This window comes from Shouchella tritolerans (assembly GCF_025770735.1).
Classification (GTDB): Bacteria; Bacillota; Bacilli; order Bacillales; family Bacillaceae_D; genus Shouchella; species Shouchella tritolerans.
In genome coordinates, this window is sequence record NZ_JAODPB010000007.1 from 1 (window position 1) to 20,901 (window position 20,901).

At 45.8% G+C, this 20,901-nt stretch carries 5 protein-coding genes; 2 read left to right on the forward strand and 3 right to left on the reverse strand.

Annotation, left to right across the window (positions count from 1 at the left end; translation table 11 throughout):
* On the reverse strand, positions 1 to 6,022 hold a 6,022-nt coding region (locus tag N6H06_RS19040; protein ID WP_263707712.1), incomplete at its 3' end, for an isopeptide-forming domain-containing fimbrial protein.
* Between the two features lie 113 nt (positions 6,023 to 6,135).
* A complete protein-coding gene (locus tag N6H06_RS19045; RefSeq protein ID WP_263707713.1) occupies positions 6,136 to 6,696 on the reverse strand; it encodes a class D sortase in 561 nt (186 codons plus the stop codon).
* An 841-nt stretch (positions 6,697 to 7,537) separates the two neighbouring features.
* On the opposite strand from N6H06_RS19045, the gene N6H06_RS23105 reads away from it, so the two are divergent.
* Positions 7,538 to 7,744 carry a sporulation histidine kinase inhibitor Sda gene (locus N6H06_RS23105; protein ID WP_318527589.1) on the forward strand — a complete coding sequence of 69 codons (207 nt, stop codon included), beginning with the start codon at positions 7,538 to 7,540 and terminating at the stop codon, positions 7,742 to 7,744.
* Positions 7,745 to 7,916: 172 nt separating this feature from the next.
* Complete coding sequence (locus N6H06_RS19055; protein ID WP_263707714.1) at positions 7,917 to 8,702, forward strand: lytic polysaccharide monooxygenase; 786 nt, start codon at positions 7,917 to 7,919, stop codon at positions 8,700 to 8,702.
* Positions 8,703 to 8,915: 213 nt separating this feature from the next.
* Here the strand turns inward: N6H06_RS19055 and N6H06_RS19060 are convergent, their stop codons facing one another.
* Positions 8,916 to 20,471 carry an isopeptide-forming domain-containing fimbrial protein gene (locus tag N6H06_RS19060; protein WP_263707715.1) on the reverse strand — a complete coding sequence of 3,852 codons (11,556 nt, stop codon included), beginning with the start codon at positions 20,469 to 20,471 and terminating at the stop codon, positions 8,916 to 8,918.
* Positions 20,472 to 20,901: the final 430 nt, after the last annotated feature.

Sequence of the window (20,901 nt, forward strand, 5' to 3'; positions counted from 1 at the left end):
TTTTCGGCTCACGTGGGTAGATTTTGACTTCTTCTTGTGGGCGATCTGGGTCGTCCAAGTTGTCGCCATCTACTTCGGCTGTGTTCTCAATGTCTTTCCCTGCTTGACCTGGCAACACGACCACGTCTAGTTCGAGGGTCCGCCATTCGGTATCTTTAACATCACCGAAGTGGCCCACTGCTTTGCCATCGACATAGTGACCTTGATCGTCGTCTTCCTCATCCGTTACGGCTTCTCCGTTCACTTTCAGCGTGCCTGGCACATACTCCAGTCCCTCTGGAATGACGTCAGAAATGACAAGGTTTTCGATCAAGCTATCTTCGATTGTATTGCGTGTTTGAATCGTATACCGAAGTGTGTCGCCGACTTCTGGGTTGTCGGCATCGGTATTGCCTTCTGCTTTTTCAAGCAGTGCCGCCGATTTTTCTGATTCCGTTTTTGGCTTTTTCGGATCGACATCAATTTCGGTTTCTGGTGGATCTGGTGGAATATTTGGCACTTCGACGAGCGCAACGTTTTTAATCTTCTCGCCTGAATAGCCGGAATCAATCGTTGCTTCAAACGTGACCGTACGCCATTCGGTGTCTGTGACTTCACCGAACTCAGCTGTTACGGTGCCGTCTTCATAGCTTCCTGTGCCACCATGGCTTACTTCCAAGCTACCTTCCACAAACGTTAGCCCTTCTGGGAGGACGTCGCTGATTTTTAAGTTTTCAAGCAAGCTATCAGAGACCGTGTTGCGTGCTTCAATCGTGTACACAACCGTGTCGCCGACTTCATAGCGCTCTTTGCTTTCATCCGCGTTTGTGGCTGATTTTCTTGACTCTGTCTTTGGCTCACGTGGATAGATTTTGACTTCTTCACTTGGTTCATCTGGATCATCAAGATTGTCGCCATCAACAACGGCTGTGTTCTTAATGTCTTTCCCTGCTTGACCTTCACCAACGATGACTTGGAACTCAAGCGTATGCCACTCGGTGTCTGTTACGTCACCGAAGGAACCGAACACTTCGCCATCAACGTAATGGCCGTCGTCGTCATCTTCATCATCAGTCACAGCTTCTCCGTTCACTTTCAGCGTTCCTGGAACATATTCCAAGCCTTCTGGAATCACGTCGAAGATGACAAAGTTTTCAACAATGCTTCCTTCAAGTGTATTCCGGCCTTGAATCTTGTACAGAAGCGTGTCGCCGACTTCTGGGTTGTCCGCATCGGTGTTGCCGTCTGCTTTTTCAAGAAGGGTGGCGTTTTTCTCTGATTCGATTACTGGTTTTTGATACACAATCGGTGTTTCCACTTCATTAGTATCGATTGTTTTGTCCTCATCTGTGAGCAAGTTTTTGTAGCCAATGTTTGCTTTGTTGACAACGACGTCATTGGCATGGCTTGCGAGTGTCTTTACTTTGAATTGGACAGTGATGCCGTCTGGCAAATCGGTCGTATTTGGCAGGTCGCCAAGTTGGATGATGACCTTATCACCATCAAAATGGCCAGCATCATCATCGTCTGCATCAGTTAAATCACCAGCGTTTGGTCCAGTAAGGATTTTGATCGAACCTGGTACATATTCGGTTCCTTCTGGAATCGCATCTTCAAAGACCGCGTCAGCCGCAATGTCGCCACCCGTGTTTTTAACAGTGACTTCATAGGTGAGCTCATCACCAACGGTAACTTCTCCTTCAGGGGATACTGTTTTTTCCGCTTCTACACATGGCTCCGTCCCAAGGAAAATATCGTCTAGGAAGTTACCGGCCCCTAAGATTCCGTTTGCAGTAGAAACAGCTTCAAAGCCAAAACGCGTTACCGTTTGACCAGCTGGGACAGTATACGTTCCTGTGTATGTCCCCCATGCCGTGTTTCCATCTGACATTTGTTCGATGATTTCCGTATCATACGGGTCGTCGGTTACTTGTCCGATACGAACTTGCATTGTATCCACACCGTGGCGTCCCATATGTGACAAACGCCATTGGATCGTTTGGCCAGGAGTCGTCTCTACGTCTTGATACAACAACCCATGGTCAAAAGCATTAAGTTCTGCATAACGATTTCCATCAGGCGGAGGTGGAAAGTTGATTACTCCTCCTGGATATTGCTGGGCATAATCCCAAATTTCAATGATTTTCACGCCTTGGCTATCGTCCGTTGTTTGCCAGCCTGGAACTTCCTCTTCTAAAAAGAAGTAAGGTTGATTATAAGATCCTCTCGCTGGCCCTTGTTCAAAACTACCGTTGATCAAGGCAACTGGTGCGGCACAAGCGTCAATGTCTTCTCTTTCAATGATAGGATTCGACACTTCATTCGTTTCAGTTGTTTTGTCTTCATCGGTCAGCACGCTTCTGTAGTCTACGGTTGCTTTGTTCACAACCGTCTCGCCGACGTGGCTGGACAACGTTTTAACTTTAAACTGGACGGTAATGCCGTCTTCTAGCTCTGTTGTATTTGGCAATTCGCCAATGTTGATAATGACTTTGTCGCCATCAAAATGGCCAGAATCATCATCGTTCTCATCAGTCAAATCACCTGCATTTGGCCCATTAAGGATTTTCATTGATCCTGGAACGTACTCTGTGCCCTCAGGAATCGCATCCTCAAAGACGGTATCTACAGCAACGTCGCCACCGTTATTTTTAATGGTGACTTCATAGGTAAGCTGATCGCCTTCAAATACCTCTCCTTCTGGAGAAACGGATTTTTCGGCAACGACACATGGCTCCGTTCCGAGGAAAATGTCGTCTAATAAATTGCCAAACATTTGCGATCCGCCAGCTGCATCTACGGAATTAAAAGCAAACCGGGTTACGGTTTGGCCTGCTGGTACAGTATAGGTTCCTGAATAATAGACCCATTCCGTTTTATCCGTACTGATTTGCTCGATCACTGGCAGTTCCTCTGCCGCCACATCGGCTGAACCAATTTGTACGTTCATTGTATCTACACCCTGGAGGCCCCTATGAGCCAAACGCCAATAAATCGTTTGCCCTGGCGTGGTTTCAACGTCTTGATACAATGCTGATACTTGATGAGCATTTAATTCAGCATATTGGTTCCCGTGTGGAGGGTTGATCTGATACTGATAAATATACTCATTTTTCATAATTTGGATGAGTTTATCCGAAGCATTGGTCTTCCAACCTGGCACTTCATCCTCGAGAAAGTACATCCAATGTTGTTCGTGACCAGGCGAGCCTGTATCTCCTGGCATTCTTGCAGTTGGTTCTTCAAAACTACCATTTACCAATGCAACTGGCTGTGCACATGCATCAATGTCTGGTGTTTCCACAATCTCGTTTGTAACTTCATTCGATTGTGCCGACTGCTCTTCATCCGTTTGCAAGTTGCGATACTGGATGTCAGCTTGGTTCACAACCGTTTCACCTACGTGACTTTCCAATGTCATCACCTGGAATTGCACGGTAACACCATCTGGTAATTCCGTTGTTGTTTCCAAATTGCCGAGCTCAATCATGACTTTGTCGCCAGCAAAATGGCCAGCATCGTCATCTTCTTCGTCGGTTAAATCGCCAGCATTTGGCCCTGCGACAATTTTCAAGGAGCCAGGAACGTATTCAGTTCCTTCTGGAATCGCATCTTCGAAAACGGCATCGGCTGCAATATGCTCACCGACATTTTTAATCGTAACGTCGTATGTGAGGATATTGCCTGCAAACACTTCGCCCTCTGGAGAGACCGTTTTTTCAGCTTCGACAACAGGACCTTCACGTGGATAAATTTCAACGAGTTCGCTCGGTTCCTGCGGTTCGTCGATATTGTTACCGTCAGCTAAAGCGGTGTTTTCAATGTCTTTGCCTGCTTGGCCTGGCAATACGGTGACATCAAATTCTAATGTATGCCAGTCTGCATCTGCGACATCACCGAAGCTGCCAACTACTCCACCATCAACATAATGGCCTTCGTCGTCATCTTCATCATCAGTCACCGCTTCTCCGTCGACTTTCAATGTGTCTGCCACATATTCCAAGCCTTCTGGAATCGTGTCGGAGATGACCATGCCTTCTACTATGCTACCGGATACAATATTACGGGCTTGAATCGTATAGCGTAGTGTATCTCCTACTTCTACATGATCTTCATCCGTGTTTCCTTCCCCTTTTTCAATAAGTGTTGCTGTTTTTTCTGATTCCAATTCTGGTATTTGATACACAACAGGTGTTTCCACTTCATTGGTATCGGTTGTTTCATCCTCATTCAGCAGTAAGTTTTTGTAGCCAATATTCGCTTGGTTGACAACAACCTCATTGGCATGGCTGGCGAGTGTCTTGACCTTAAATTGGACGGTGATGCCGTCTGGCAATTCCGTTGTATTCGCTAAATTACCGAGATTAATAACGATTTTGTCACCATCAAAATGGCCACCATCATCATCGTTTTCGTCAGTCAAATCGCCTGCATTTGGACCATTAACAATTCTCAATGATTCAGGGACATATTCCGTGCCTTCTGGAATCGCATCTTCAATGACCGTATCAGCTGCAATATCGCCGCCGCCATTTTTAACCGTTACTTCATAGGTTAGCTCATCGCCAACAGAGACTTCCCCTTCTGGAGAAACGGATTTTTCCGCAACGACACACGGTTCTGTACCTAGGAAAACATTATCAATGTAATTACCGAAAGCCAACGATCCAGTAGCTGTACTAATGGCTTTAAATCCAAAACGCGTCACTGTTTGGCCTGCTGGAACCGTATAACTTCCTGAATACGTTTCCCATACAGTCCCAGTTGAAAATCTCTCTATTTCTGGCGTGGTGTTGAATGGATCGGCCGTAACCGGTCCAATATTCACACTCATCGTATCCACACCAGTGTATGATCTGTGATCTACGCGCCAATAAATGGTCTGCCCTGGTACGGTCGGTAATTCTTGATACAACATACTATGTGTATCAGCATTTAATTCTGCAAATCTACTCGTAAGGTTCTCTTTATTCCCAGCATCTGGAGGTATCGTGCTCGGTCGGGCAGGGTCCATTATTTGAATGATCCCTCTTGGTGTACGGGTCATATCAGTCGTTTCCCACCCTGGAACAGTGTCTGCATAGTAATAACCGCCGCCTGCTATCGGGAGATCATAGTTACCAGGTCCCTCCGGCAAGTCAAACTCACCATTCACCAATGCTACACGATTCCCGCATGCATCAATATCTAGTTTTTCGATTATTTCATTATTATTCGCTTCGGCACCTGTCGTCTCTTCAGCAACCTCTTCAGCAGCCTCTTCGCCTTCAGTTTCTTCCTCTGTGGCTTGCTCTTCTTCTGAAGTTTGCTCCTCTTCTGAAGATTTTTCCTCTTCTAGAGACTCTTCGCCAGCGTTTTCCTCTTCAGTTGAGGCTTCATCCTCTTGCTGGGTTTCTTCTTGAGCCTTTTCTTCTATGGAAGCATCCTCAGAAGCATCCTCTTCTTCGGTTTCTTCCGAAGTAGCCTCAGTGTCAGCTAAGAGCGCGACTGTTACGGGTTCTGCTTTCTCGGCTAATTCGCCGTTGATAAATGCTTCTGCCACGTTTTCGATTTCTGTGCCTGCTTCTACTTCATCTGGAAAAGCAGCGGTAATCTTTATGGTGACATGTTGGCCAGCGACTGTGTCCAGTTGTTCGGGTGTAAGGTCAAGACTCACATCTTGTCCTTCTACAACGGCTTCCAACTCGCTCTCTTCTTCTTCTGCTTCTTCTTCTTCCTTCACAACGACTTCCACATTCTCAATCGATAGTTGTTTATCGACTTGATTGAGAATCGTCAACGTTCCCTCATTCGATCCGTCTTCTGGGATCAACGCATCGACATTGAACGTAAAGGTGGCGCCTTTTTCAACTTCCTTGCGCTCTTCTCCATCCACATCTTGTGTAAGTTCAAGATCAGAAAGGGCAGGCGTTTCATTCGCTTGCGCGTATTGCGCCGAATAAGGAAGGAAGTTGCTAAGCGAAAGCAAGAAAACCATCGTAACAATAACGAGTTTTCTTAATTCCAGAAGTCTTCTCCTGGTCATCAGTTTTTTCGATTGCAACGTATTCGCACCTTCTTTTTTTAGTCTTTTAACACCTTCTTTTTCTGGAAATTTATTTGATCACCATGGCCATCACCCCCTTAAAAGGATGTGTTTGCTGGTACGATGTTTGCTCAGACTTCATCCTCCAGCGGATATGCATAAATGACAAACCGTTCTGGAGCGTTGCCAATAAAGTGGAATGGGTAACAGGTGCTGACCACTAGGACTTCTTCTCCCATTTTGCGGATCACCGACGTATCGTCTTCTGGCACGATTTCGGTATAGGCGATTTCATAGGTAAACGTTCCATAAGGCATTTCGACAATAAGTGGGTCTCCTATTTCTAATTGATCGAAATTGCGGAAAACGGTATCGCGATGTCCCGACAAAACAATTTGTTCATCCTGCCCAGGTAAAGCGGTCTCAGGCAAGTGGCCAACGCCAGCATCCAATGAATCAGGATCAGCTCCTTCAACGATAGGAAGGGTCCTTTCAAGCTTTGGAATTTCCAATGTCGCAAACGCCTCGCCTTGTCCTGGCGAAAAATCTTCGGGTGATGCTTTTTCGCCAATCCGCGCCTGTGCTTCCGTCAATGACTGTTTTTCGGCTTTGTGTTGGCTGTATAGCTCGAAAGCGAACCACCCTAAAAAAATCAGGCCTGCCAGAAGAAATAAGGAACCCAGTTTTCGCATATATGGCCCTCCAATTTTTTTATCCTAATTGCAACTAATAATAATGAAAATAATAAAGCAATTGTTTTATTTAGATAAAATGGGTAAAAAAGGGTGTCTTCTATAAATATATCAATCTATTTTTAATTTAATTCGGTTATAGAAACAAGTCAAGAGTTCTGAACAATCAAACAACTATAGACCCTATTAATTACGTTTGTATGTATTTTTTAGATATTTGTTCCAATAAACAGGCGCTATTTACTATTTTTTTGTACCTATTTTTCTGTCATTATTCATCTATCTTCGTTTGTTCACAAAAACTATAAATCTACTACAAATGAAATGATTTTAGGCTACATATCAGCGGTTTTTGGTTTGGTAATTAACCGCTTTAACGGCTTGAAGAGGGTAGGATTTTTCTCCTTCATGTTATCTATTTTTTTCCAACTACTCTTCACAAGTGCAGAAATTTTGTCATAGGACTAATAGGATTTTAAGTAAAAGAACAAGAATAAGCTGATAACGAAATCGCCCGCTAGTGAATATACGAATGGAAAAACGCTTTATTCAGGACATTCGATAGAAAAAAGAATGGGTCGATGTATGTAATTGCCGATTTTTTTGTTCATCAAACCAATTCGCAAGACTTTCAGCTCATATGAAAGATTTTTGTTATGAGTGACCGAGACCGATGTGTAGGCATCGTGACTACTAGCCACCATAACCGCTGCTTAGTTAAACAGAAAATCAGGATTAAGCTTGGCATAGACTTATCGTCTTTTCAGAGATTTGATCGTTTCTACCTCTTGCCAGCTTGATTATAAATGAGAGGCTATACTCTTAAAAAATGGGGGATTTTATGAAAACATTGTCCGACAAAATTCTAATTGAAGCGTGTAAAAATGCAATCAAGCTTAACCTTGATCCAGACTTTATTCATCTTTTACTCAAGGAATGTCAACGTCGAAACCTTTCAATTTCACACCACTTGAATGGCAAGGACCGTCAAGTACTAGATAAAACATGGAGTGAAAGGGAAGAGGATTCTACATATGAACGTTTTTAATTAATTAACAAGTCTATTCCGATTGACTTCTTGATTATAGCCTGGCGATGCTTCCATGTTCTGATATTAAAATAGATCATGATCACTGGAAAAAATTCGTTATAAAATTTGTATCAATGTTATATACATATTCATGAAAGTTGTAACAACCTAAATGTTTAAGGAGGACTGTATGGTTAAAGAAAAATGGATGAAATGTTGTCGCGCCGTCTTGTTACAAACAGTCGTGTTTGGGTTGCTTGCTTTTGCAGGAGTCCAAGTTGCTTCCGCCCATGGGTACATTGAAAGTCCTAGCTCCCGTGGGCTCCTTTGCCAGCAAGGTGCCAATCAGGACTGTGGAGCGATTGTTTGGGAGCCACAAAGCTTGGAAGCGCCAAAAGGATTTCCAGGGCAGAGCGTGCCAGATGGCCAAATTGCCTCAGCAGGTGGGTTGTTCCCAAAATTGGATGAGCAAAGCTCAACTCGCTGGTCAAAAGTGCCGCTTACAAGTGGGACACATACATTTACTTGGCATTTAACGGCCATGCATTCGACAGCAAAATGGCATTATTACATCACAAAACCAGACTGGAACCCCGATCAGCCATTAACTCGTGATCAATTTGAACTTATCCCCTTTTATGAGAGGCATGACAATGGGGCGAGACCAGGTGAGAAGGTCTCACATGAAGTAACGATTCCTGAGCGTACAGGATACCATGTGATTTTAGGTGTCTGGGATGTAGCTGACACAGCCAATGCGTTTTACAATGTGATTGACGTAGATTTTGGTCCTAACGATGGGACTTCGCCTGGCGAACCAAGCCCCCCTGACCCTGCACCAGCCTATCCAGAGTGGAATGCAGGTACCGTTTATCTCGGTGGTGATCGCGTCACATTCGAAGGCCGGGCCTACGAAGCAAGATGGTGGACGCAAGTTGATAGGCCAGGGACTGCCGAAGTATGGCGCCCCCTTTAACCGCACATCTGATCAGGAAATGATCGCGATCCATAAATCGAACAAAAACTCGGCTTCCAAAGGCTCCTCTTCGCAACAAACGTAGGTGCCCTTGCATCTAAGAAATGGATCGTTCCTGGAAGCCTAGTACAACAAAAATCGGGAGAACCGTTTGCTGCGGTTCTCCCGATTTCATGCTTCAGAGTGCTTTTAAAGGCACTCCTTTTTTAATGCTTATGCTGCCTTTTTCCTTCTAACGAACCATAGAATCGCTCCAAGAACAAGTAAACTTGCACCAATGAGAAGCAAAGTGTACGTGCTTGTCGCTGTTTTCGGCAGCTTGGTTCCATCTGACGGCGACTTGTCGCCTGGCGTCGCGTCCCCTTTGTCTTGAGGCTCGCCGCTACCAACTTTGCCTGGAGGAACTTGAGGTTTATCCGTTCCGTCATTTCCTGGTTTTGGCTCTTCTGGCTTATCGCCAGGAGTTGGGTCTACTGGATCCTCTTTGTCATCTCCATCATCAGGTGTTGGTGGTGTTGGTGGTTCGTTAATCTCAATTTCTGCTTCAGGCTTGTCTGGATCATCAATGTTGCCGCCATTTACAGTTGCAACGTTTTTAATCGACGTTCCAGACTCGATTGTCGCTTCAAATGTGACCGTGCGCCACTCGGTGTCTGTCACATTGCCGAATGTGGCTGTAACGGTACCATCTTCAAAGCTGCCTTCGCCGCCTTCGCTTACTTTCAGACTGCCTTCTACGAATGCTAAGCCTTCTGGCAGTTGGTCGATGATCGTTAAGTCTTCTACGGCACTGTCTTCAACCGTATTGCGTGCTTCGATCGTGTACACAACGGTGTCGCCAACTTCATAGCCGTCTTTGCTTTCGTCAGCGTTTTTCGCTGATTTTTTCGATTCAAGCTTCGGTTGTTTTGGATCAACGTCGACTTCTTGTTCTGGCTTGTCTGGATCGTCAATGTTGCCTCCGTCTACTGTGGCAACGTTCTTGACTGTTTTGTTCGCAAAGCCTGGCTCGATTGTCGCTTCAAATGTGACCGTGCGCCACTCGGTATCTGGTACATTTCCGAATGTGGCTGTTACCGTTCCGTCTTCGAAGCTGCCTTCGCCGCCTTCGCTTACTTTCAGACTGCCTTCTACGAATGCTAAGCCTTCTGGAAGCTGGTCAGTGATGCGTAAGTCTTCGACTAAGCTGTCTTCGATCGTGTTGCGTGTTTCGATCGTGTACACAACCGTGTCGCCGACTTCATAGCCGTCTTTGTTTTCGTCAGCGTTTTTCGCTGATTTTTTCGATTCGAGCTTCGGTTGTTTTGGATCAACAACAATTTCCGTGTCTGGTTCTCCTGGTATGCCGATGTTCGGCACTTCGATGACAGCAACGTTTCTAATTGTCTCTTCTGCATAACCAGCGTTGATCGTTGCTTCAAATGTGATGGTGCGCCATTCGGTGTCTTTAACTTCACCGAACTCAGCCGTTACTTTTCCGTCTTCATAGCTTCCTTTGCCGCCATGACTTGCTTCGAGGCTGCCTTCGACAAACGTCAATCCTTCTGGAAGTTCGTCTGTGAATGTCATGTTGTCCAGCAAGCTATCAGAGACCGTGTTGCGAGCACGGATCGTATATACGACCGTATCTCCTGCTTCATAACGGTCTTTCGCCTCATCTGCATTTTTAGCCGTTTTCTCATACTCTAGTTTCGGCTCACGTGGGTAAACTTTGACTTCTTCACGTGGCTCATCTGGCTCATCGATATTGTCGCCATCAACGACTGCGACGTTTTCAATGTCCTTGCCTGCTTGGCCTTCAGAAACAATAACGTGGAACTCGACTGTATGCCATTCTGTGTCGGTGACATTGCCAAAGCTAGCAAACACTTCGCCATCGACTACGTGGCCTTTATCGTCATCGTTCTCATCGGTGACGGCTTCGCCATTGACTTTCAACGTGCCTGGCACATACTCTAAGCCAGCTGGGATCGCATCGCGGATGGTCAAGTTGGCTAGCAAGCTGTCTTCGACTGTGTTGCGTGTTTGAATCGTATACACGAGCGTGTCGCCGACTTCTGGGTTGTCGGCATCGGTGTTGCCGTCTGCTTTTTCAAGCAGTTTTGCCGATTTTTCGGATTCCGTTTTTGGATCTTTCGGATCGACAACAATTTCTGTGTCTGGCTCATCTGGCTTTTCAAGGTTTGGTACTTCGACGACAGCAACGTTTTTAATCTTCTCGCCTGAATAGCCAGAGTCGATTGTTGCTTCAAACGTGACCGTACGCCATTCGGTGTCTTTGACTTCACCAAATTCAGCTGTTACGGTTCCGTCTTTGTAGTTGCCTGTACCGCCATCACTTACTTTCAAGCTGCCTTCGACAAACGTCAGCCCTTCTGGAAGGACGTCTGTGATTTTTAAGTTTTCGAGCAAGCTATCAGAGACGCTGTTGCGGGATTCAATCGTATACACAACCGTGTCGCCGACTTCATAGTGTTCTTTGTTGTCATCGGCATTTTTCGCTGATTTTTTCGATTCAAGCTTTGGCTCACGTGGGTAAACTTTGACTTCTTCACGTGGCTCGTCTGGCTCGTCGATATTGTCGCCATCAACGACTGCGACGTTTTCAATGTCCTTGCCTGCTTGGCCTTCAGAAACGATGACGTGGAATTCGACTGTACGCCATTCTGTATCTGTAACATCACCAAAGCTAGCAAACACTTCGCCATCGACTACGTGGCCTTGATCGGAATCATCTTCATCTGTGACCGCCTCGCCATTGACTTTCAACGTGCCTGACACGTATTCCAATCCTTCTGGAATTACATCGCGGATTGTCAAGTTCGCGATCAAGCTGTCTTCGATCGTGTTTCGTGTTTGAATCGTATACTTGAGCGTGTCACCGACTTCTGGGTTGTCGGCATCGGTGTTGCCGTCTGCTTTTTCAAGCAGCTCTGCCGATTTTTCCGATTCGGTTTTTGGCTGTTTCGGATCAACGTCGACGTCGGTTTCTGGCTCATCTGGTTCGTCGATGTTGCCGCCGCCTACTGTTGCGACGTTTTTAATCGTTTTGTTAATGAAACCTGATTCGATTTTTGCTTCAAATGTCACTGTACGCCATTCGGTGTCTGTGACATCGCCGAATTCTCCTGTGACAGTGCCGTCTTCGTAGTTGCCTGTGCCGCCATCACTTACTTGGAGGCTGCCTTCTACAAATGCCAGACCTTCTGGGAGCTTGTCGGTAATGCGTAAGTCTTCAACTAGGCTATCGGAAACCGTGTTACGCGTTTCAATCGTATACACGACCGTGTCGCCGACTTCATAGCCGTCTTTGCTTTCGTCAGCGTTTTTCGCTGATTTTTTCGATTCAAGCTTCGGCTCTTTTGGATCAACATCAACTTCTGTTTCTGGCTCATCTGGTTCGTCGATGTTGCCGCCGCCTACTGTTGCGACGTTTTTAATCGTTTTGTTAATGAAACCTGATTCGATTTTTGCTTCAAATGTCACTGTACGCCATTCGGTGTCTGTGACATCGCCGAATTCTCCTGTGACAGTGCCGTCTTCGTAGTTGCCTGTGCCGCCATCACTTACTTGGAGGCTGCCTTCTACAAATGCCAGACCTTCTGGGAGCTTGTCGGTAATGCGTAAGTCTTCAACTAGGCTATCGGAAACCGTGTTACGCGTTTCAATCGTATACACGACCGTGTCGCCGACTTCATAGCCGTCTTTGCTTTCGTCAGCGTTTTTCGCTGATTTTTTCGATTCAAGCTTTGGCTCTTTCGGATCAACATCAACTTCCGTTTCTGGCTCATCTGGTTCATCGATGTTGCCGCCGCCTACTGTTGCGACGTTTTTAATCTTTTTGTTGATGAAACCTGATTCGATTTTTGCTTCAAATGTCACTGTACGCCATTCGGTGTCTGTGACATCGCCGAATTCTCCTGTGACAGTGCCATCTTCGTAGTTGCCTGTGCCGCCATCACTTACTTGGAGGCTGCCTTCTACGAATGCTAAGCCTTCTGGGAGCTTGTCGGTAATGCGTAAGTCTTCAACTACGCTATCGGAAACCGTGTTACGCGTTTCAATCGTATACACGACCGTGTCACCGACTTCATAGCCGTTTTTGCTTTCATCAGCGTTTTTCGCTGATTTCTTCGATTCAAGCTTTGGCTCACGTGGGTAGACTTTGACTTCTTCACGTGGCTCGTCTGGCTCGTCGAGATTGTCGCCGTCAACGACTGCGACGTTTTCAATGTCGTTGCCAGCCTGCCCTTCCGAAACGATGACTTGGAATTCCAGTGTATGCCATTCGGTGTTGGTTACGTCACCGAAGGAACCGAACACTTCGCCATCGACTACGTGGCCTTCGTCGTCATCTTTTTCGTCAGTAACCGCTTCGCCATTGACTTTCAGCGTGCCTGGCACGTATTCCAATCCTTCTGGAATCGCATCGCGGATGGTCAAATTCGTGATCAAGCTGTCTTCGATCGTGTTCCGTGTTTGAATCGTATACTTGAGTGTGTCCCCCACTTCTGGGTTGTCGGCATCGGTGTTGCCGTCTGCTTTTTCAAGCAGTTCTGCCGATTTTTCTGATTCCGTTTTCGGCTGTTTCGGATCGACATCGATTTCCGTTTCTGGCTCATCTGGGATTTCGATATTTGGCACTTCGACGAGAGCAACGTTTTTAATCTTCTCGCCTGAATAGCCAGCGTTGATCGTTGCTTCGAACGTAACCGTACGCCATTCGGTGTCTGTGACTTCGCCGAATTCAGCGGTTACTTTTCCGTCTTCGTAATTTCCTGTGCCGCCATCACTTGCTTTCAAGCTGCCTTCGACAAACGTCAACCCTTCTGGAAGGACGTCTGTGATTTTTAAGTTTTCAAGCAAGCTATCAGAGACGGTGTTGCGTGCTTCGATCGTGTACACAACTGTGTCGCCGACTTCATAGTGTTCTTTGCTGTCATCGGCATTCTTCGCTGATTTTTTCGATTCAGTCTTTGGCTCACGTGGATAGACTTTCACTTCTTCACGTGGCTCGTCTGGCTCGTCGAGATTGTCGCCATCAACGACTGCAACGTTTTCAATGTCGTTGCCAGCCTGCCCTTCCGAAACGATGACTTGGAATTCCAGTGTATGCCATTCGGTGTTGGTTACGTCACCGAAGGAACCAAACACTTCGCCATCGACTACGTGGCCTTCGTCGTCATCTTTTTCATCAGTAACTGCTTCGCCATTGACTTTCAACGTGCCTGACACGTATTCCAAGCCTTCTGGAATCGCATCACGGATGGTCAAATTCGTAATCAAGCTATTTTCGACCGTGTTCCGTGTTTGAATCGTATACTTAAGCGTGTCGCCGACTTCTGGGTTGTCAGCATCGGTGTTGCCGTCTGCTTTTTCAAGCAGCTCTGCTGATTTTTCCGATTCCGTTTTCGGCGCGTTGTATTGAACCGGTGTTTCGACTTCATTGGTCTCTGTGGAGCCGTCTTCATCGGTCAACAAGTTTTTATAACCGACAGTCGCTTTGTTTACGATAGGCTCCCCGCCGTTGTCCGATATCGTTTTCACTTTAAACTGAACCGTGACGCCATCAGGCAACTCGGTCGTATTCGGTAAATCACCCAGGTTGATAATGACTTTGTCGCCATCAAAATGGCCAGCATCGTCACCGTCTGCATCGGTTAAATCGCCTGCTTTTGGTCCAGTAAGGATTTTGATCGAACCTGGTACATATTCAGTTCCTTCAGGGATCGCATCTTCAAAGACCGTATTAGCTGCAACGTCGCCACCATTGTTTTTAATCGTGACTTCATAGGTTAGCTCATCGCCAACAGCGACTTCTCCTTCAGGAGAAACGGATTTTTCCGCAACGACGCATGGTTCGGTTCCGAGGAAGATTTCGTCTAAGACATTACCCTGGTTTTGAGCTCCAGTAGCAGACGAAACGGCTTCAAAACCAAAGCGTGTGATGGTTTGACCAGCAGGAACCTTATAGGTGCCTGAATAATATTGCCATCCATTATTATCGGTTGTAATCGTCTCAATAGTTGGTAGGTCACTTGGAGCAGTGGTGTTCGGGCCAATTTTTACAGCCATCGTGTCCGAACCAGCTACACCTCTATGGGCTAAACGCCAATAAATCGTTTGCCCTGGTGTTGTTTCAACATCTTGGTATAGTTGTGCAAATTCTTTTGAATTTAACTCTGCAAATTGTTGACCATGAGCTGGATCAAATGCCCATGCTAATTGGCCATGACCTGGTGGATAGTTGGCTCTCGCATCATCTGCTAAACTTTTATTCATAATCTCAAGTAAACCAGTAGAATCCGTTGTTTGCCATCCTGGAACAAACTCCTGTTTAATTTCAAACCATGGATGGTTAGCATATCTTACATGGTTTGAATCATCAGGAGAATAGAGCGGCTCCTCAAAACTACCGTTAATCAAGGCAACTGGCCGTGCACACGCATCAATGTCTTCTCTTTCAATGATGTCATTCGAGACTTCGTTCGTCTCCGTTGTGCCATCTTCATCGGTCAACAAGTTTTTGTAGCCTACTGTTGCTTTGTTCACTACGGACTCACCGACGTGGCTGGACAACGCTTTGACTTTAAACTGGACAGTGATGCCGTCTTCTAACTCAGTCGTATTTGGCACATCGCCAATGTTGATAATGACTTTGTCGCCATCAAAATGGCCAGCGTCATCATCGTTCTCATCGGTTAAATCACCTGCATTTGGTCCGTTGACGATTTTCATTGATTCTGGAACGTATTCTGTGCCCTCAGGAATCGCATCTTCAATGACCGTGTCCGCGGCAACATCTCCACCGTTGTTTTTAACCGTGACTTCATATGTCAGTTCATCACCTTCAAAAACCTCTCCTTCAGGAGAAACGGATTTTTCAGCAACGACGCACGGTTCTGTACCTAGGAAGATGTCGTCTAAAATATTACCAGCATAAGGGTCTTTTTCATCCGTAGATTCAAAAGCAAAACGTGTCGTCGTTTGTCCAGCTGGCACTGTATACGTCCCTGAATATATTTTCCATTCATCAGGGCCCGTTTCTAAAGATGCTTCAAGGGAAAGTTGTTCAAAAGGTAAGTCTGGAGACCCAATCCTCACTTCCGCCGTATCGACGTCAGCCCCTCCTTGATGAGATAAACGCCAATAAATCGTTTGGCCTGGGGTGGTTTTGACATCTTGATATAATGTGCTAGCCTCATTTGCATTCAATTCAGCCACTTGCTTGCCGTCAGGAACGCCACCTTTTATGCCTTTAAACCTATGATTAGCTACACTTTCATCCCATAATTCTATCAAACCATCGCTAGCGGTAGTGTTCCAACCTGGGACTACGTCTTGAGGAAAGAGGGCATAGACATAATTGTCTTGTTCTATACTATATTCACTTCCAACTACAACCGGTTCCTCAAAACTACCATTCACTAATGCTACCGGGCTCGCACAAGCATCAATGTCTTCGCCTTCGACAACCTCATTCGAGACTTCGTTCGTCTCCGTTGTGCCATCTTCGTCCGTCAACAAGTTTTTGTAGCCTACGGTTGCTTTGTTCACAACCGTCTCGCCGACGTGGCTGGACAACGCTTTGACTTTAAACTGAACGGTGATTCCCTCTTCTAACTCAGTCGCATTTGGCACTTCACCAATGTTGATAATGACTTTATCGCCGTCAAAATGGCCGGCGTCATCATCGTTCTCATCAGTCAAATCGCCTTTTTTTGGGCCGTTCAAAATTTTCATTGATCCTGGAACAAACTCTGTCCCTTCCGGAATCGCATCTTCAATGACCGTATTGGCCGCAACATCGCCACCGTTGTTTTTAACGGTAACTTCATATGTCAGTTCATCGCCTTCAAAAACCTCTCCTTCAGGAGAAACGGATTTTTCGGCAACAACGCACGGTTCGGTTCCGAGGAAGATGTCGTCTAAGAAGTTTCCTGCTGCAGGATTTCCACCAGCGGAAGAAACAGCTTCGAATCCAAAGCGTGTCACCGTTTGGTCTGCTGGAACAGTGTACGTTCCTGAATAGTATTTCCACTCATCTTTGCCTGTGGTAATCGTCTCAATCGTCGGTAAATCTTTTGGAGCGACATCGGCTGAACCAATTTTTACAACCATTGTGTCATCGCCAAGTCTACCTTTATGAGCCAAGCGCCAATGAATGACTTGACCTGGTGTCGTCTCCACATCTTGATACAGCTGAGCAGGTTCTTTACTATTCAGTTCTGCCATTTGCTGCCCGTGGGGCACCTCATTTTTGAGACCTTGTTGATCCTGAGGCGAACCAGGAGCAATTCGATCCATTAACGATTTGTTGAAGATTTCCAGTACCTTATATGAATCTGTTGTTTGCCATCCAGGAACTAGTTCCTGATCAATGGTAAAGTAACCAGGTCCTGTAGCATAATCTGAAGAATACGGTGGCTCTTCAAAACTACCATTCACCAATGCGACAGGGTTCGCGCAAGCATCGATGTCTTCACCTTCGACAATCTCATTCGTGACTTCATTCGTCTCCGTCGTTTTGTCTTCGTCCGTCAACAAGTTTTTGTAGCCTACTGTTGCTTTGTTCACTACAGACTCGCCGACATGGCTGGACAACGCTTTGACTTTAAACTGGACGGTAATTCCATCAGCTAACTCAGTCGTGTTTGGCACATCGCCAATGTTGATCATGACTTTGTCGCTGTCAAAATGGCCAGCGTCATCATCGTTCTCATCGGTTAAATCGCCTGCATTTGGTCCGTTGACGATTTTCATTGAATTAGGAACATATTCCGTGCCTTCTGGGATAACGTCTTCAATCACCGTATCTCCCGCAACGTCGCCACCGTTGTTTTTAACGGTAACTTCATAAGTGAGTTCGTCGCCTTCAAATACCTCTCCTTCTGGAGAAACGGATTTTTCCGCAACGACACACGGCTCGGTTCCAAGGAAGATGTCGTCTAAAGCATTCCCAAAATTCAGTTGACCGCCAGCCGAAGAAACAGCTTTAAATCCAAAAAGAGTTTTCGTTTGTCCAGCGGGAACCACATATTCGCCATAATGATAGCCCCATTGAGCGCGATCATCGGTTAAATGCTCGTTTCCATCTCTATCTGTTGTGATAGGCGTATTCTCAGGGTTGTCTGTAACTGGCCCAATATGAACGGACATAGTATCCGGACCATTTCTTCCCCGATGAGCTAGCCGCCAATAAATGACTTGGCCTGGTTCAGTATCTACAACTTGATAGAGCATAGAAGGAATATCTGCATTGAGTTCAGCATTTTGAACGCCATCTGCTGCTTCAAAACGATTGCTACCTGGTGTGAGTAATGCATCGTTCCAAAGTTCGATTACTCCATTAGGATGTGTTGTACTCCAACCTGGAATATCATCTTGATGAAAGAAAGCAGCATGGCCGTATGTTGGTAAATCTCCAGTGGTAATATCGGGCTGTTCAAAACTACCGTTCACCAATGCTACCGGGTTCGCGCAAGCATCGATGTCTTCGCCTGCTATAACCTCATTTGTGACTTCGTTCGACTCAACCGTTCCCTCTTCATCTGTCTCCGCGTTTTTGTAGCTTACTACTGCTTTGTTCACTACAGACTCGCCGACATGGCTGGACAACGCTTTGACTTTAAACTGGACGGTAATGCCGTCTTCTAGCTCAGTCGTGTTTGGCACATCACCAATGTTAATAACGACTTTGTCGCCGTCAAATTGGCCGGCGTCCTCATCGTTTTCATCGGTTAAATCGCCTGCATTTGGCCCATTAACAATTTTCATCGAGCCAGGAACGTATTCCGTGCCTTCAGGAATAACATCTTCAATAACCGTATCTGTTGCAACATCTCCGCCTTCATTTTTAACCGTTACTTCATAGGTTAATTCATCGCCTACAAAGACGTCTCCTTCTGGAGAGACGGATTTTTCAGCAACAACTAGCGGTTCGTTTGTTCCTTCAATGGTGTCAGAAACATTGAAGCAACCCGTAGTGGCTGAGATTGTAATGTCTTGAGTTGGATTGGCATTTTTTAATACGGCATGAACCTTGCCATCTTCGTCTGACACTAACTCAGTTACGGATTCTCCGTTTGGCCCTGTTAGTTCTCCAGCTGTTGCAGTCAATTCATCCAACGATGCACCTGAAACCGGATTACCTAGTGGATCGAGCAACGTGATGATCACATTGTGTTCTCCCTGCTCAGCGCCTTGTTCTATCGTTAGTTCCAAATCGCTCGGCGCTTGTTTGGAACCGCCTTCTGGGCTCAGTGTCGCAATAGGAGAATAGTCGTCTATGAAATACCAGTTGTAGATATCATGGTTCTCATAGTTTGGCAACCCTGTGGACGCGGTAAAACCAGCATGGTACGGTTGACCATTAAAGATTCCACTAAGATCAATATTATCAACATTTAATACTAAGTTAGAACTCCCTCTATCTGGGGAAGTCCCAAGGCGGACTTGGACATTCTGATTTAGTCCATCATAGTCAATCCATGTGTAGTACCTCGTTCCGTTCGATAAAACAAAATTGGTGCTGTTATCTGTGTTATACGCATTTAAATCCGTATACCATCCAGGCTGGTTGACTACTGATCCATCGACAGCAAGTCCAATGTAGTTTTCTGAAGGGTCGTTATAAACCGTGTTTAAAAACGTGTCATATTTAACCGCAAAACTCGGTTGGATGCCGTAGTATCCTAATCCGCCTCCATTTGAGTTTTGACTAGCTGTCCCAGTTTGGAGCGTAAAAGTTAATCCGTCACTTGGGCCTTCAGGACTTTGGCCACTCATTTGAAATGAAAAGCCAGTGCTGAATGAATATTCATTAGTAGGACAAGCCGCATTTTTATTAAAAACGGCACCACTTTGTAATGTCTCTGCTGGCGTCAGGCGGATAAAATTAGCTCCGTCAGGAATTCCGGCAGCACCGTCAGCGGCAAATAACGACTCAAACGTATTACCAGAAAATTCATCAAATTTATGAGTGAGCCATTGCCCATCAGTTGCTGCTATCCTTGCTTCAGCAGTGTCTTTTACCGAAACCTCGTTCGATTCCTCTTCGCCCTCAGCCTCTTCCTCTGTGCCTTGCTCTTCTTCCGAAGATTGCTCCTCTTCTGAAGCTTTTTCCTCTTCTGAAGACTCTTCACCAGCATTTTCCTCTTCTTGCTGGGCTTCCTCTTCAGCTGGAGCTTCCTCTTCTTCCGAAGTAGCTTCGGCATCAGCTAAAAGCGCGACTGTTACTGGTTCTGCTTTCTCGGCTAACTCGCCGTTGATGAATGCTTCTGCCACGTTTTCGATTTCTGTGCCTGCTTCTACTTCATCTTGAAAAGCAGCGGTAATCTTCAGAGTGACATGTTGGCCAGCGACTGTGTCCAGTTGTTCTGGTGTTAGCTCAAGACTGACATCTTGTCCTTCTACAGTTGCCTCCAAATCGCTTTCTTCTTCATTCACAACGACTTCCACATTCTCAATCGAAAGTTGTTTATTCACTTGATTAAGAATCGTTAACGTTCCCTCATCCGATCCGCTTTCTGGAATCAACGCATCGACATTGAACGTAAATGTGGCGCCTTTTTCAACTTCCTTGCGCTCTTCTCCATCCACATCTTGTGTGAGTTCAAGATCAGAAAGGGAAGGCGTTTCATTCGCTTGCGCGTATTGCGCCGAATAAGGAAGGAAGTTGCTAAGCGAAAGCAAGAAAACCATCGTAACAATGACGAGTTTTCTTAATTCCAGAAGTCTTCTTCTGGTCATCAGTTTTTTCGATTGCAACGTATTCGCACCTTCTTTTTTTAGTCTTCTAACACCTTCTTTTTCTGGAAATTTATTTAGTCACCATGGCCATCACCCCCTTAAAAGGATGTGTATGTTGGTACTGTTTTTTGTCAGGCTTTTTCCTCTAAGGGACACGCATAAATGACAAACTCGTTCCGGCCATTTTATAAGCAGATGCTGATCACTAGGACTTTTTCTCCCACTTTGCGGATCATCGGTTTATCGAAATCGCGTTAGACCTCCGAGGTGCGCTGAAAAAAACAGTTTGTTCTCCCTGGGAGGGCAAAGCGGTCTCGGGCAAGTGCCCGACGCCGGCATTCATGAATCAGGATCGGCTCCTTCGACATAGACAGCATCCTATCGAGCCTCAGAATGTCTAAGTCGCAAATGTCTTGCCTTATGTAGTGGACATCTCTTGTAACGTCCT

Coding starts and splice junctions, on each gene's coding strand:
- N6H06_RS19045 (WP_263707713.1), bottom strand. CDS start 6,696: ATGCGAAAACTGGGTTCCTTATTTCTTCTGGCAGGCCTGATTTTTTTA.
- N6H06_RS19055 (WP_263707714.1), top strand. CDS start 7,917: ATGGTTAAAGAAAAATGGATGAAATGTTGTCGCGCCGTCTTGTTACAA.
- N6H06_RS23105 (WP_318527589.1), top strand. CDS start 7,538: ATGAAAACATTGTCCGACAAAATTCTAATTGAAGCGTGTAAAAATGCA.